We start from the raw sequence: 15576 nt of genomic DNA, 5'->3' as shown, positions 1-15576 counted from the left end.
ATGGAAATTAGAAATAATAAAGGTTTTGTAAAATGGCTTCTTATTGGTGTAAGTGTAATATTTCTGCTTATAATGCTTGTACTTCCGCTGGTGTACGTTATCTACACGGCATTGAGGGAGGGATGGAGAGTTTTTGTTTCATCGGTTACGGATGAATATGCCGTTAAATCAATTCTTTTGACTGTAAAGGTTACTGTTATTACAGTAATTATAAATTCGGTGTTTGGAATTTTTGCCGCATGGCTTATTACAAGATTTAAGTTTCGGGGAAAAAAGATTATATCAACTTTGATAGATTTACCGCTTACTATTTCACCTATTATTGCAGGTTTGATATTTGTATTGACTTTCGGCCGTCAGAGTGCAATTTATCCTTTCCTTGAAAAGTGGGGAATTCAGATAATATTTGCTGTTCCGGGAATAGTTCTTGCGACAATATTTGTGACATTTCCGTTTATATCAAGAGAGATAATACCTGTTCTTACGGTTAAGGGAAGTGATGAGGAAGAAGCCGCTGCACTTATGGGAGCAAATGGCTTTCAGATTTTTACACAGATTACATTTCCTCATATTAAATGGGCATTTCTTTACGGAGTAGTTTTGTGTTCGGCAAGGGCAATGGGAGAATTTGGTGCAGTTTCTGTATTATCAGGACATTTGAGGGGTATTACAAATACAATGCCGTTGTACATAGAACTTTTGTATCAGGCATTTGACTTTACGGGAGCATTTGCAATGTCGGCTATTTTGGTTGTAATGGCACTTGTTATATTAGTCTTAAAAAATATTTTTGAGCGTGGTATCAGAGTGAAATAAATCATGATATAGGAATAGATTTATAATTTAAAGTGAGGAAATGAGTATGGAACAGAATAAAACAGCTTATGTGGAACTTAAACATATAAATAAGGTTTTTAATGATTTCAAAGCATCTGATGATGTCAGTTTTTCTGTTGAAAAGGGAAAACTTATCGGTCTTTTGGGACCAAGCGGAAGCGGAAAGACAACAATACTTAGGATTTTAGCGGGTCTTGAAAATGCGGATTCAGGTGAAATTTATATTGACGGAAAACAGGTAAATAATATTCCGGCAAGTAAGAGAGAGATAGGTTTTGTATTTCAAAATTATGCGCTGTTCAGATATAAGACTGTATATGATAATATAGCATTCGGACTGAAAATTCAGAAAAAAAGCAAGGCGGAAATAAAAAATCGTGTTGAGGAACTTATTGAACTTGTGGGGCTAAAGGGGCTTGAGAAAAGATACCCAAAACAGCTTTCAGGAGGACAGCGGCAGAGGGTTGCATTTGCGAGAGCTTTGGCAACACAGCCGCATCTTCTTCTGCTTGATGAACCATTTGCCGCAATTGATGCAAAAGTCCGAAAAGAATTGAGGTCATGGCTTAGGGAACTTATAAACAGAGTAGGGATAACGAGTATTTTTGTCACGCATGACCAGGATGAAGCAATAGAGGTCGCAGACCAGATTATTGTGACAAATAAGGGGAGAATTGAACAGATTGGAACACCGGTAGAGGTTTACAGCAATCCGCAGACACCGTTTATGGCACAGTTTTTGGGAGAACCCGTTATAATCAATGACTATTCTTCATTTAATGGTTTTCATGATGTTTCAGATGGAAAGACAGCGGTCATAAGACCAGAGTTTATTACAGTTAGAAAGAAAAATGAATTTAATCCTTATCCTGTTACAAAAGAGGAAGGAGTAGTAGAAAGAGTTTCATTCAGAGGGAACGGACTTGAACTTAGAATAAGAGTTCATGATGAAATTTTAATAGCAAACAGACAGATAGGTCAGGAAATGGTTTCAGAGGGTGAACATGTAAATGTGTTTTTACATAAGATATATCTTGTTGATGACAATGCGGGAAAAGTTGAGGTGATTGTAAATCATGCGGTTAGAAATAATGAGAGTGTTGTGATATGATTTTCGATGTTTTAGGAAATAAAAAGCCATAAAATATAACGATAAAGTCGTGTGTTTTGTGGCTTTTTTGTTTTGTACGAATTTTATATTAATTTCTGCGTTAAAACATGTGAAGCAAAATTTATTCCTCCCACTCCCATTATTGATTATTTCGTACAAAATAATGTATAATAAGGAAAAAATAATGATGTTATTTAGAAAAAATGAGAAAATTTTAAAGATGGGAGGAGTGGATATGAAATTTTTACCTGTTATTTTAAATATCCGCACGAACAATGTGCTGGAAATAGGTCTGCTTTTTGCCGGAACTGTTGCTTTGGGTTTGTGTTTGGGATTTTTAATTGGAACAGTATTATTGAAGGGAAAATATCTATAGTGTAATGTATCAATGACATTTCGCTTTTTACAAAGGAGGAAAGTTATCGTATGATTGACAATACACATAATCTTAACAGGCAGATTGCGGTTACAATGGCAATTTGTACGACATTTTTAATATGTCTTTTATTACTTGACTTTTTTGCTGTGTTTAATTTTAGTGAAGAGTTGATATTTGCAATTTCAGTAATTGGAATTCCGACATTGATATCACCGTTAATTTTATGCTTTTTTAAAGTTCCTGATAAATTTTTGAAGTATTATATGTCTGTTGCAATGTCGGTTTTGATAGGAATGTTTGGCTGTTTCAATGATATTGGAATATACATTACATTTGTACTTGTACCTGTTGCAAGCTGTCTTTATTTTGATGTGTATTATACGATGTTCTGCTCTGTTTTTTCGTATATTGTGATGGTTATTTCTGTTTATTTGAATTCGGCAGGGAGACTTGAAATTACATATCTTGGCTGGTCACATTTGGAGACTTTTAGTGCATATCTTATCGGTTTTACTTTGGAATATCTGGTAATTACGCTTTTTTTAGCTCTGCTTATGAAGAGGGCAAACAAAATACTTGATGAGCAGCATCAGGCATATCTTAAAGAAAAAGCGCAGGATGCACGCTATCAACTGCTGGTTAAAGAGACGACAGATGTGGTTTTTGAGTATTATCCAAAGAATGATAAATATATAGCGAATCGTTCGGTATACCAGAAAGAAAGTGAACATAATGAGCATGTCGAGTATGAAAAATTTTCAGAAAACATGGAGTCTTATCCTGAAATGCATGAATTGTATGAATGCATCAAAAAAGGATTTAGGGAAGAAAATGTTGAAAAATCAGAGATTGATATGTCTTATGATAAAAATGGCAGCAGGGTTGAATTGTGGTATCGTGTTGAATGTTTCGTTGTAAAAGACGGTAATATGCCTGTGAGTGTTATTGGAAAGCTGCACGATATTACAAGGATAAAGCAGGCTCAGATGAGCATGAGACGTCAGCGTATTGAAAATATGTATCATGACCACGATATAAAGCGGAAAAATTCACTTTTTGAGCAGGTTATGGCTGAGAGTGATAAATTTAATGAGTCTGATTATAACAGGATGGCTGAGGGGCATAACTTTTTAGCCGAAATTATGGAAGATGTAAAGTATTCAAAAGATTTGTTTGACGGAATAAATCAAATGTTCTCAAGGGTCGGAAAATTTTTTGGAATTGACAGAATATGTGTTGTAGAAACAGATATGTCAAGTGGAACCTGTTATGTAAATTATCAATGGAACAGCAGGAAAGAAAATTATCTAAAAGATTATTTTACATCAATGAGTATCGAGCAGATACAAAAAACAACAGAAACATATGATAAAAACGGTTATATAGAGATTAACCCGGATAAGCAAATACATACAGCTACATTTACGAGTAAAGAATTTCTTGATAATATTATATTCAGTATTATTCTTGGTAATCAGCTATGGATTCCGATGCTTGACAACGGAAAATATATTGGGGCAATAAGTTTTGACAGATATGATACTACTCCGTATACGGCAGTGGAGAAATTTTTGATTTCAGAGGCAGTTAATACATTGACTGCACATATACTTAAAATTAATGCTGATAATGCGAACAGAGCTAAAAGTGATTTCCTTTCAACAATGTCGCATGAGATTCGGACACCGATGAATGCGATAATCGGTATGACAGAAGTTGCACTTCGTGAAGATATGTCCGAGAGTGTTAAAAAGAGCCTTAGCATGGTAAAGTCATCTGCTTTTAGTCTGCTTACGCTTATCAACGATATTCTCGATTATTCAAAAATAGAGTCGGGAAAATTCGATATTGTCCCTGAGAGTTTCTATGTGTTGTCGGTTTTAAATGATGTCAAAGAAATCACAATGGCAAGAAATAAGGGGAAACTTGATATTGAATTTGAAGTTCCTGAAAATATACCTGCGAAGATGTATGGTGATTTTGTGCGTATCAAACAGGTAATGATAAATTACTGTACAAATGCCATCAAATATTCAGATAAGGGAAAAGTCAGAGTCCGTGTTGCTGTGCAAAAACGTGATGAGAAAAATGCCATGTTACATTTTTCAGTGAAAGATAACGGTATTGGAATAAAGAAAGAAGACCTTGCAAAGCTGTTTAAGGCATATACGAGACTGGATTCAAAGATTAACCATCACAAAGAGGGTACGGGTCTTGGACTTGCGATAAGCAAACAGCTTATTGAACTTATGAATGGTGTTGTAAGTGTAAGAAGTGAGTACGGAAAGGGAAGTACATTTTCGTTTGCGTTACCTATTATAATTGAGGACTGGACACCTGCCGGTCGTTTGGAAGATTACCGATATGAAGAAAATGATGAAAAAGCAAATGAAATTTCAGTGGTGACAGCGCCTGACGCACATATACTTGTCGTTGATGATACTAAGCTGAATCTTGTAGTTGCGGCAGCTTTAATGGAACCGACACAGATGCATATTGATATGGCAGAGAGTGGTGAACAGGCACTTAAAATGATAGATGAAAATGATTATGACCTTATTTTTATGGATCATTTTATGCCGGGAATGGATGGCGTTGAAACAACAGCAAGAATTCGTGACCTGTCGGATGAAAATAAGAGAGAATTGCCTGTTATTGCATTGACAGCCGATGCGATGAAAGGAGTAAGAGAGGAACTTATAAGTAAGGGAATGAGTGACTTCCTTACAAAACCGATAGTTATCGGTGACCTTTATAAGATGCTTCGCAAGTGGCTGCCGGAAGAAAAAATTTGTTGATTATAAAAGTTTTTTTATAAGGAAATATTTTAATTTTCCATACGGTGCATACCTTACAGGAACATCAAATTTACTGCTGCTTTTAACGATACCTTTTTTGTGGCTGAATGTCTCAAAACTGTATTTTCCGTGATAACTGCCCATACCGCTGTTTCCGACACCTCCAAATGGGAGGTTGTGGTTAGAGATATGGACAACTACATCATTTATACAGCCTCCGCCATAAGATACCTCGTGTATTATCTTATGTGCGGTGGCTTTTTTTGATGTGAAAACATAACAAGCAAGCGGTTTTTCTTTGTTTTTTAAGGTCTGTATAATCTTGTTTATATTTTTATAACTGATTATCGGCAGCAAAGGTCCGAATATTTCTTCCTGCATGACAGGTCTGTTAAAATCGGTTTCAGGTAAAAGAGCAGGTGCGATTTTTCGTTCGATATCATTATATTCTCCGCCTATAATTTTTGTTTCTGTAGAAATCAGTTTCTTTAAACGGTTATAATGGCGGCGGTTTACAATTTTGGGGTATGAATCGTTAAAAGCAGCATTGGCATAACGTTTGTTGATTTCTTTTTTAAGTTCTGTTATAAATGCTTTTTTTACACTTTCATGTATAAATACATAATCTATTGAAATACAGGTCTGTCCGGCATTTAGGAATTTGCCCCATGCAATTTTTCTTGCTGCCATTTTGAGATTGGCTGTTTCGTCTATTATGCAAGGACTTTTTCCACCGAGTTCAAGTGAAACAGGAGTAAGCGTTTCGCTGGCTTTTTTCATGACTTTTCTGCCTGCGTCAGGGCTTCCGGTAAAAAAGATATAGTCGTATTTTTGATTTAGCAGTATGTCATGATTTATGTCGGCATCTGTGCAGTAAATATAGTTATTGCTGAATGTATCGTTGATAATGTCCTGAATAAGTTCAGATGATGCCTGACTGTTTTTAGAACATTTTATTACAGCACAATTTCCGGCTGCGATAGCTCCGACCAAAGGGCAGAGTGAGAGATTGACCGGATAATTCCACGGTGCGACAATCAGCACTACTCCGTAAGGTTCATTGTAAATGTAATTTTTTGATGGAAACGTGCTTAAAGTGACTGATACGTGTTTTGGCTTGCTCCATTTTTGGATATTGGCTATTGCAGTATCTATCTCCTGATAGACCATAGCGATTTCTGACATATATGCTTCTGCTTTTGATTTTCCGAGGTCGTGGTGGAGTGCTTTAAAAATATTTTTTTCGTTTTTTCTGATGGCTTTTTTGAGTCTGCAAAGCATGTTTTTTCTAAAAGCAATATCTTTTGTCTGATTGTGATTAAAAAATGTATGCTGTTTATTTATTATTTGTTTTAAGTAGAAAAAGGTTGCGTTACTTTGTTGCATTTTATACCTCCATTTGTTTTATATTCTCTTGGACTTAAACCGGTATATTGTTTAAATACTTTTGAATAGTAAAATTCATTATGAAAACCAACTTTTTCTGCAATTTCTTTATTGGTTAATAAACCACTGTATAAAAGTTTTTTACTTTCTGTAATCCGATATTCATTTAAATAACAAAAAATAGTTTTTCCTGTTTGCTTTTTGAATATACGATTTAAATAATCATAGTTATTGTAAAAATAGTTTGCAATTTTACTGCTGGTAATATCTTCAGCATAGTGTTCATTTAGGTAATTTATCAATTCAAGTACACGAATATCTTTGGGCGGTGTATCGGATATTAGGCTATATTGAAATGCTTTTTCTAATAAAATAAATAATTTGAGTAATGAGCAGCCGGCAAGTATGTTTTTGTGTTCGGTAATGTTGTTCATTATATGAATGAGTTCGTTGCTATTGTTTAAAAACTGTTTATAATAAGGCGGTTTTAAAGTAGAATATTTCGGTATCAAAATAGTATTATTGGTTGTCTCATTTAAATATATTTTATTTTTTATAGATAATCTTGTAAAGTCGTTTTGCAAAAAAATATTTTCAATAAAATCTGTTTGAAAGTGAATATATAGGTATTTTACAGAGGAGTTTGAGCGAATACCACTATGTGTTCTTGAGGAATCTAACAAAAGGCAATCCCCTTTTTTTAAATTATAAATATTTGTATCCTCTTTAAGAATCATTTTTCCGTCTAAAATAAAGTAAATTATATATTCGTTTGGAGTTCTGGTAAAATGACAATTTGGAGCATTTATATATACGCTGTTTGCAAGTATAATTTTTGGAAAAATATTTGGTGTTGTACTAAAAAATATTTTTTGCACCATTTAATCCCTCATTTCTATGAATGTACAATATGTGTTAAAGTCGATATTTTATATGTTTTTGCGATTTGTTCTATAGCAATAATGACGTTGAAATAGTACCATATATATAGTTCTAAGTCAATAAATCAAGTGAAAATTTAATGTATGGAGGAAGATTAGAAATGAAAAAAATAAGTAGAAAAACAGCATGTTTAATTATTACAGCTCTTTTGGTTGTAATTGTTATTGGAACATATTTCTGTAAAAGTACATATGCAAAAAATACTACAATGATTCCTAAAAGTTTAGAAATTAAAAAAGGAAAATCAATGAAAATTTCGGTAAAAAAAGAAAAGATAAGAAATAAAATCAAGTGGAGTTCTGATAGGAAAAATGTTGTTACAGTCAGCAAAAAGGGAATTATTACTGCCAAAAATGTTGGCAATGCGAAAATAACCGCTAAATATAAAAAAGATAAGTGGATATGTAATGTAAAAGTGGTTAAGGCAGGTGAGGTGCCTGTAGAAACAAGAAAACCTGCAGAGACAATAAATGATTCAAATTGGCAGACTGCAAAATCAAGTGGCAGCTTAGAAGATTTTAAGAAATATTTTGATGTTGATATGTCTTTATATGAAGACAAAAGTGTAGAACATGGGACTGTTTCTAAAATCACATATCATTCTAAAATTTATAATAAAGATAGAGAGGCATATGTTTATTTGCCGCCGAAATATAATAAAGAGAAAAAATATCCTGTAGTATATATGTTACATGGTATTGGCTGCGATGGAAATCAGTGGGTATCTATGAATGCAGGAGGTATTTTGGATAGTCTTTATTCAAGAAAAGAAGCAGCACCTGTTATTGCTGTTTTTCCAAGTATTATACCGCCTGATGGTTTGGATAAAAAAACATTGAGCCCAAAAAATATTAAAGCATTCACTGATTTTGAGACAGAATTTAGTACGGATCTGAAACCATATATTTATAAAAATTATGCTGTTTCTAAGGACAAAAAATATACTGCAATATGTGGTTTGTCTATGGGGGGCATGGAAGCACTTTGCACAGGCTTCACATTAAAAGGTCAGTTCAATTATATAGGTTCATTTTCAGCAGCACCAACATTAAACCAGTCACTGTTAAAGATTGAAAATAAAGAGGATACACCTGCATTGGTTATGCTTTGCAGTGGGGATGCAGATGGAACTGTAGGAGATAATCCTAAGAATTATCATCTGGAGCTTGAAAAAAATGGAGTAGATCATATATGGTATCAGTATCCGAGTGGGGGGGCATAGTCCTGAAGTTTGGAAAAATGGACTTGTTAATTTCATGAAGCGTATATTCTAACAAAGGAGTAGCAATAGTTTTGTACAATTTGGCTGCTGTTTATAGAAATATAAATAGCAGCTTTTCCAGAAGATAAAAAAATCTAAAAAAAATCAAATTTCCTCTTGCATTTTCAAAACAGTGTGTTATAATAGTTCTTGTATTTGACGCGGGTGTAGTTCAATGGTAGAACACCAGCCTTCCAAGCTGGATACGTGGGTTCGATTCCCATCACCCGCTTTTTTCTATGTCTGAAAAGCGTATTAAAAAAGATGCCACATGGTTTCGTGTGGCATCTTTTTGGTTTAAATAAGTTATGGACTTATTTTATTTGAATTTAATTATCAAGTTTGAACTTAATTATCAAGAAATACATAACGTTTGCTGGCTTTAGAATACAGTTTTTTTCCTTTTACAATGTTGTAAGCTCTTATGTACAACACGGTTGAACTCTTTTTACCTATATAAATATTAGTGGTTGTTATGTTGCTGTCTGTAATCTTTTTAGTGATATTGTTATCTGTATAGATTTCATATCCGCTTGCATCATTAGATTTAGCCCAGCTTACTTTTAAATATCTTTCATTTATATATGCTTTTATCTTGATGTGTTTCAAAGCTGTTGGGACAACACCTTTGCTTATAAAGTTGAGTTTGTGTTTTTTTGCAGCTTTTTCGGCACAAGTGTTTGTAAATCCCTGTATTGTAGCTTTATTACGAAGCTTATCGGATACGCCATACATTTTGAATGAGATAAGCGATGTAGGGATAGATATAAGCTTAGGTGCAACAGAAGAATTTAACTGTAAGGATATTCTTCTTACAGAACAGTCTTCAGGTATGGTAAATTTTGTAAGGTTTTTGCAGTTTTCAAGTGAAAGGTTTCTGCAGGACGTTATATTTTTACCGATTTTAAGTTCCTCAAGCTTTGCTGCATTTTTAAATGCTGTGTAATATACAGATGTTACTGTACTTGGAAATTTATAACTACCTGTTTTTTGTGAAGGATAGTCAATAAGTTTTGTAACCGCTTTATTGTAAAGTACACCATTTTTTGCCTTATAATATTTATTGCTGTCTGATACTGTATATTTCTTCAGATTTGTAAGGTATGTTTTGTAAGTCTGTATGTAATATAAGTGTTTGATTTTGCTGCCAATGTAACAATTGCTTATTCTGCCAGGCATTACTGAGATTTCAGTTTTGCTCATATTTGTAAGTATTCCGTTTTCAGATGTACAGAAAGCCGCACCTGTTGCTATGGATGCTGTTTTAAAGTATGATGCCTGATTTTCGCGGGGAATATCAGATGTGTATAATGTCTGCTCTAATATTGTAATAGTACCTTTTTTACCTGTAGGATAAATAAGTATATTGTAGTTTGATGTTGACTGGTTTTCATCCCATGATGATGCAGAGTTTGATGACATATATTTATCAACATCATAATAACAATACAAAACATCATCATTTACAAAAAATCTTGGGTTTGATTTAGGTATTGTTATTTTTTTCAGGTTTTTAAAGTTTGATGAACTGCCGTAAATAGATTCAAGTTTTGCGGAAAGATTCAGACATGTTATACCTGAACCGCTGAAAGAACTTAAATCCAATACTTTGATTTTATCCGTAAGTGTTAAGGTTTTTAAATATTTACAATTAGCGAATGCCCTGTAAGTAATATTTTTTACAGTATCAGGGAAAGTATAACTTCCTGATTTTAAGCATGGGTATTTTTTGATTGAAGTCTGCGCTTTATTATATAACACACCGTTTTTTGATGAATACACAGCATTTTCTGATGAGACTTTAAAGTTTTCAACAGAGTTTTCAAATGCACTTGATGAGATGCTTTCAATATTTTTTGGTATTGTTATATTCTTCAATGATGTACAGCCGTAAAAGGAGTGTGAAGTTATCTCATTTGTGTATTTTCCAAATGTAAATGATTTAAGACTGGTGCAGTCGGCAAAAGTATTGTAATTTACAGTTGGAATATTGTCAGGTAAGCTGACTGATTTCAGGCTGCTGCATGAATAAAATGCTCCTTTCTTAATATAGGCAAGCTTTTTTGGAAGTTTTAAAGATTTCAGGCTCTTGCAGTCTTTAAATGCCTGAGAACCGATTGTATCAAGAGATGCAGGAAAACTTATTTTTTTTAGTTTTTCGCATCCCATAAATGTACCATATGTAATGCTTTCAATATTTTTTGGTATATTTATAGTTTTAAGGCTTTTACAGTCTTGAAATGAGCAACTGCCTAATATTTGAAGTTTTGAAGGCAGTTTAATATTTTTGAGTGATGAGCAGTTAAAAAATGTATAAGGGCGTATTGCTCTTATTTTTTGCGGAATAGATATTTTGCTGAGTGAACTGCATCCGTAGAATGCACCCTCGCCTATTTTTGTAACTGTGTCGGGAATTATTACCTCTTCTAATTGCTCTGAATTTCTAAAAGCATATTGGGAAATTGTTTTAACACCGGTCGGAATAGTATATGATTTAGAATAATTATTAGGAAATCTTACTAATCTTGTACCGTTTTTTGTGTATAAAACACCGTCAATAGCTTTAAATGAAGGATTGTCGTTGTTTACTACAAATTTGGTTATGTTTGCCTTATCAAGGGCAATGGCAGAAATGGCACAAACTTTCTTTGAAATGTATAATGTGCCGTTTGTTTTACAGTCTGTCAGAACGCCGTAGTCATTGATTTCAGTTGTCTGTTTTGCACTTACGGATTTTGTGGTTTCAGGTACAAAGGATGAAAATGTACTTGAAAAGACTATTGCAAGTGCGGTGGCAGTGCCTATTATTTTTTTTAGAACTTTTCTTTTTTTCATAATATCCTCATTTCTGCGCACGTTTTTTGTACATAGCAGGTTTGTGCCAAGTGCGCACAGACACAAATCCTGCATGTAATTTATTGTAATATGTCTCCCTATACCTATAATAACAGAAGTAAATTAAATTTGTTGCAAGTTATATAATAAATAATTTAATCTTAAGAAAAAATTAAAGATTGAAAGATAGATTTTGCTGTCGAAAAGTAACTGAAATGTTACACTGAAAAACGCATTTACGGAAAATTTTGCTTGTAATTTATATGAAAGCTGGGTAGAATAGATATCATGAAAATAAAGGCGAGAGGAATTTCTTCTCGTCTTTTGTATGGAAAATTATAAAGGAGTAAAGATAAAAAGATGATGAAAAGTAACGGAAATTCAGTATATAAAAAGGCTATGACGCTGGCAGTTCCGATGATGATACAAAATGGTATTACAAATGCAGTCGGACTTGTTGATAATCTTATGGTCGGAAGTCTCGGAACAGAGGATATGACAGCGGTATCTATTGTCAGTCAGCTTGTTTTTGTATTCTTTCTTGCTGTGTTTGGAGGCTTGTCAGGCCCTGGTATATACGGAGCACAGTATTTCGGGCAGGGCAACAAAAAGGGTTATCAGAATGTATTCAGATTAAAAATCTGGATTACGGCAGCCATAACAATTTGCGGACTCATAGCTTTTGTTTTTGGTGGAGAGAAAATGATAGGTCTGTATCTGCATGGCAATGATGGCGGTATTGACTCGGCAAAAACGCTTAAATATGGACTTGATTATCTTCATATAATGCTTATCGGTCTTGTTCCGTTTGCGTTTACACAGATTTATGCGGGAAGTTTGAGAGAGATGGGTGAGAGTGTCAAGCCGATGGTTGGAGGTATAGCATCTGTTGTTGTTGATATAGTTTTTAATTATCTGCTTATATATGGAAAGTTCGGCTTTCCAAGACTTGAGGTAGAGGGTGCAGCTATAGCAACTGTGCTTGCGAGGTTTGTTGAAATGCTCGTGGTCGTAGCGTGGACACATCTTAGCCTAAAGAAGTATGAATTTTTAAGAGGTGTATATAGGACACTTAAAATTTCAATAAGTGAAGTAAAGGTAATTATAATAAAAGGACTTCCTATATTTTTAAACGAGTTTTTCTGGTCAGGCGGCATGGCAGCCATGACACAATGTTATTCAATGAAAGGGTTACAGGTTATTGCAGGACTAAACATATCAAATGCAATCTGCAATCTTTTAAATGTTGTGTTTGTTGCTATGGGAAATGCTGTCGGGATAATATCAGGACAGTATCTTGGAGCGTCTAAGTTTGACGAAGCAAAGAAAGCATCAAACAAACTTATGTGGTTTACGGCTGGAATATGTGTTTTTCTTACAGCAATCCTCGTTGCCTGCTCAGGGTTCTTTCCGAAACTTTATGATACATCAGAAGAGGTAAGGCGCCTGGGACAGTGGTTTATCATAATTACGGCATCATTTTTCCCGCTGCAGGGATTTTTAAATGTGCTGTATTTTACACTCCGTTCCGGCGGAAAAACAATAATTACGTTTTTGTTTGACAGCATTTTTACATGGGTGGTATCGGTATCGATTGCGTTTATTCTGTGTAAATTTACGGCACTGCCTGTACTCACAATATATGTTATCGTGCAGAGTGCCGATGTGATAAAGGTTATACTCGGTTATATTCTTGTTAAAAAGGGTGTTTGGATTACGAATTTGGTTGTGTAAGAAAGATTAATATATCAAATTTTGGAGTGGATTATGGGTAAATCATTATACAATATTTTATTGGTTGAGGATGACAGGGAGATAATAAAAAATCTGACTGAATTTTTGAATAATGAAGGTTTTAATGTTGAAAGTGTGACAGGACAAAAGGATGCTCTTTCGTATGTTGATGAGCATATGCAAAACATAGATATTGTGCTTCTTGACGTTTCGCTTGAGGATGGAAACGGGTTTGCGGTATGTACGGCAATCAAACAAAATACAGATATTCCGGTTATTTTTCTGACGGCATCAGGTGATGAGTACAGTGTTGTCATGGGACTTGATATGGGTGCGGATGATTATATAGGAAAACCATTCAGACCGAGGGAGCTTGTTTCGAGAATAAAGAGTGTTCTCAGAAGAAGCGGGCGCATTTCAAATGTGATTGAACTTGCGGATATAAAAATTGATACGACAGGCGGAAAAGTGATAAAATCAGGTGAGGAAATTTTTCTTTCTGCGCTCGAATACCGCCTGCTTCTTATTTTTGCTGCAAATAAAGGCGTTGTTTTATCGAGAAATAAATTGCTTGAAGAAATTTGGGACGCATCAGGGGAATTTGTGAATGACAATACATTGACAGTTTACATAAAAAGGCTCAGGGAAAAGATTGAAAATGATGCTCAGAAACCTGAGATAATAAAAACGGTCAGAGGAATGGGGTATAGGTGCTTATGAATTTTTTCAGAAACGGTGAGATAAAAAAATATTCATTTATCAATTTGGCAGTCATAATATTTACAGCAGTAATTATATATTTATTATCTGATAAAAATACAAAACTGACAGCGGTTGTGTGTGCTGCCGGAATTGTACAATTTGGGATAAACATGATTTTCACAAAGAAAAGATATACCAGACTTGCAAAAATAAGTGACAAAATAGATGCGATTTTACACGGTGATGAACATTTGTCATTTGAGCAGTATAAAGAGGGAGAGCTTTCGGTGCTCTCTGATGAGGTGGAAAAACTTGTTATCAGGCTGAGAGAGCAGACAGAAAATCTAAAAAATGATAAAGTGTTTCTTGCAGACTCCATTGCAGATATTTCACATCAGATAAAGACACCACTTACCTCGATAAATTTAATATTGAATTTTTTGAGAGAAGAAGATATTACATATGAGAGAAGAATGGACTTAGTAATGGAACTTACGACACTTGCTGAAAAAATAAAGTGGCAGATAACAACATTACTCAGAATATCAAGGCTGGATGCCGATATGGTAGACTTTGATATTGAAAATATAGATATGGGAAAAGTGATTGATGAAGCATATTCGCTTATTGAGATACCGCTTGACATAAGAGGAATAGAATTTGAACGCTCATATGAAAAAAAATCAAAAGTGAAAGCTGACAGGGAATGGCTTGTTGAAGCACTCGGGAATATATTAAAAAATTGCATGGAACATAGTTTTAACGGAGGTAAGATTTCTGTTACATGCGAGGAAAATACGATATACAGTCGGATAGTCATAAGTGATAACGGAGTGGGAATTGCAAAGGAAGACCTGCCGCATATATTTGAGAGATTTTATAAAGGAAAAAAGAAAAATGATTTAGACGGGCATAAAAGTGAAAGCGTTGGTATCGGACTCGCATTGTCGAGAAGTATAATAACACAGTTTAACGGAACGATAAAGGTAACAAGCGAGGTTGGTAAGGGGACTTCGTTTGATATAAGATTTTATAAAGGGGTAGTTTAGAAGAAATGATAATATGTAAACAGCATGAATTCATATGGATGATGATTGTTTCATCGAATGAAAAAAGGGCACTTGATAATTCAAGTGCCCTGATGTATAATTTACTCAGAAAGGTAATCGGATGTATATCCGATTTGCCCTCAGTTGAATAGAAATTATAGAAATAGCATTCACTTTGGTCGGAGGATGCTATTTCTTTTTGTTATTATGATTGTCTATGTATGACAGAGCCGCAAATATAACAAGCACTAATGTTAAAACTTCAAGTGTGTTCATAGGGCATCACCCTCCTTTATAAACTAGAGGGCATCTAACATCGGAAAATCACATCCTGCTTTCGTTTCAATTATACATTAAAAGTATAACATAGTAAGAATGTATGTTCAATAAATAGTAATTTATTTTCAAAAAATTGTTAATAAAATGACAATATTGTCACTTTAAAGTCACCCGGTTGTAATCTGTGTATGCTAAATTAAAACCATGATGTAAGGGTCAAAAGCAGATAGCAAAGTATGTTTACATACAAATTGCTATCTGGT

The 15576-nt window shown here is 34.2% G+C and carries 11 protein-coding genes and 1 tRNA gene; 9 read left to right on the top strand and 3 right to left on the bottom strand.

The window, feature by feature from the left end:
- From cysW to ACZLXV_RS02495, 4 genes are all read left to right on the top strand, one after another.
- Nucleotides 1–816, top strand: coding sequence for a sulfate ABC transporter permease subunit CysW (cysW, locus tag ACZLXV_RS02510; RefSeq protein ID WP_022223604.1), 816 nt, complete (start codon nt 1–3; stop codon nt 814–816).
- Nucleotides 817–862: 46 nt separating this feature from the next.
- On the top strand, nt 863–1948 hold the full coding sequence (locus ACZLXV_RS02505) for a sulfate/molybdate ABC transporter ATP-binding protein (protein ID WP_482382384.1): 1086 nt from the start codon (nt 863–865) through the stop codon (nt 1946–1948).
- A gap of 184 nt (nt 1949–2132) precedes the next feature.
- Entirely contained in the window at nt 2133–2324 is a 192-nt protein-coding gene (locus ACZLXV_RS02500) for a hypothetical protein (RefSeq protein ID WP_482382383.1), read from the top strand.
- Nucleotides 2325–2374: 50 nt separating this feature from the next.
- A complete protein-coding gene (locus tag ACZLXV_RS02495) occupies nt 2375–5125 on the top strand; it encodes an ATP-binding protein (RefSeq protein ID WP_482382382.1) in 2751 nt (916 codons plus the stop codon).
- On the opposite strand, the gene ACZLXV_RS02490 is transcribed toward ACZLXV_RS02495, so the two are convergent.
- On the bottom strand, nt 5126–6511 hold the full coding sequence (locus ACZLXV_RS02490) for an aldehyde dehydrogenase (protein WP_022223713.1): 1386 nt from the start codon (nt 6509–6511) through the stop codon (nt 5126–5128).
- Nucleotides 6478–7392, bottom strand: a complete 915-nt coding sequence (locus ACZLXV_RS02485) for an AraC family transcriptional regulator (RefSeq protein WP_022223712.1) — start codon at nt 7390–7392, stop codon at nt 6478–6480. The genes ACZLXV_RS02490 and ACZLXV_RS02485 overlap by 34 nt, the downstream gene beginning before the upstream one ends.
- Nucleotides 7393–7553: 161 nt before the next feature.
- Here ACZLXV_RS02485 and ACZLXV_RS02480 point away from each other — a divergent pair, with 161 nt between their 5' ends.
- Nucleotides 7554–8675 (top strand): alpha/beta hydrolase-fold protein, encoded by a 1122-nt coding sequence (locus ACZLXV_RS02480; RefSeq protein ID WP_482382381.1) that lies wholly within the window; start codon nt 7554–7556, stop codon nt 8673–8675.
- 200 nt (nt 8676–8875) lie between these two features.
- Nucleotides 8876–8946 (top strand) — tRNA-Gly (locus ACZLXV_RS02475).
- Between the two features lie 116 nt (nt 8947–9062).
- Here ACZLXV_RS02475 and ACZLXV_RS02470 read toward each other — a convergent pair.
- Nucleotides 9063–11549 carry a leucine-rich repeat domain-containing protein gene (locus tag ACZLXV_RS02470; protein ID WP_482382380.1) on the bottom strand — a complete coding sequence of 829 codons (2487 nt, stop codon included), beginning with the start codon at nt 11547–11549 and terminating at the stop codon, nt 9063–9065.
- 360 nt (nt 11550–11909) lie between these two features.
- Between ACZLXV_RS02470 and ACZLXV_RS02465 the strand changes: the two genes are divergently transcribed.
- From ACZLXV_RS02465 to ACZLXV_RS02455, 3 genes are read left to right on the top strand one after another with little or no spacing between them, the layout of a single operon-like run.
- Nucleotides 11910–13283, top strand: a complete 1374-nt coding sequence (locus ACZLXV_RS02465) for an MATE family efflux transporter (protein ID WP_482382379.1) — start codon at nt 11910–11912, stop codon at nt 13281–13283.
- A gap of 33 nt (nt 13284–13316) precedes the next feature.
- A complete protein-coding gene (locus ACZLXV_RS02460; RefSeq protein WP_022223708.1) occupies nt 13317–14003 on the top strand; it encodes a response regulator transcription factor in 687 nt (228 codons plus the stop codon).
- On the top strand, nt 14000–15034 hold the full coding sequence (locus tag ACZLXV_RS02455; RefSeq protein WP_482382378.1) for a sensor histidine kinase: 1035 nt from the start codon (nt 14000–14002) through the stop codon (nt 15032–15034). The genes ACZLXV_RS02460 and ACZLXV_RS02455 overlap by 4 nt, the downstream gene beginning before the upstream one ends.
- Nucleotides 15035–15576: the final 542 nt, after the last annotated feature.

The sequence above is a fragment of the Butyribacter sp. genome (assembly GCF_056818865.1).
The sequence above is the reverse complement of the archived record's forward strand: the minus strand, read 5'-3'. Positions and strand labels throughout refer to the sequence as shown.

Bases quoted from the DNA above. Each gene is read 5' to 3' on its own strand.
- cysW (WP_022223604.1), top strand. From the start codon at position 1: ATGGAAATTAGAAATAATAAAGGTTTTGTAAAATGGCTTCTTATTGGT.
- ACZLXV_RS02505 (WP_482382384.1), top strand. From the start codon at position 863: ATGGAACAGAATAAAACAGCTTATGTGGAACTTAAACATATAAATAAG.
- ACZLXV_RS02500 (WP_482382383.1), top strand. From the start codon at position 2,133: ATGATGTTATTTAGAAAAAATGAGAAAATTTTAAAGATGGGAGGAGTG.
- ACZLXV_RS02495 (WP_482382382.1), top strand. From the start codon at position 2,375: ATGATTGACAATACACATAATCTTAACAGGCAGATTGCGGTTACAATG.
- ACZLXV_RS02490 (WP_022223713.1), bottom strand. From the start codon at position 6,511: ATGCAACAAAGTAACGCAACCTTTTTCTACTTAAAACAAATAATAAAT.
- ACZLXV_RS02485 (WP_022223712.1), bottom strand. From the start codon at position 7,392: ATGGTGCAAAAAATATTTTTTAGTACAACACCAAATATTTTTCCAAAA.
- ACZLXV_RS02480 (WP_482382381.1), top strand. From the start codon at position 7,554: ATGAAAAAAATAAGTAGAAAAACAGCATGTTTAATTATTACAGCTCTT.
- ACZLXV_RS02470 (WP_482382380.1), bottom strand. From the start codon at position 11,549: ATGAAAAAAAGAAAAGTTCTAAAAAAAATAATAGGCACTGCCACCGCA.
- ACZLXV_RS02465 (WP_482382379.1), top strand. From the start codon at position 11,910: ATGATGAAAAGTAACGGAAATTCAGTATATAAAAAGGCTATGACGCTG.
- ACZLXV_RS02460 (WP_022223708.1), top strand. From the start codon at position 13,317: ATGGGTAAATCATTATACAATATTTTATTGGTTGAGGATGACAGGGAG.
- ACZLXV_RS02455 (WP_482382378.1), top strand. From the start codon at position 14,000: ATGAATTTTTTCAGAAACGGTGAGATAAAAAAATATTCATTTATCAAT.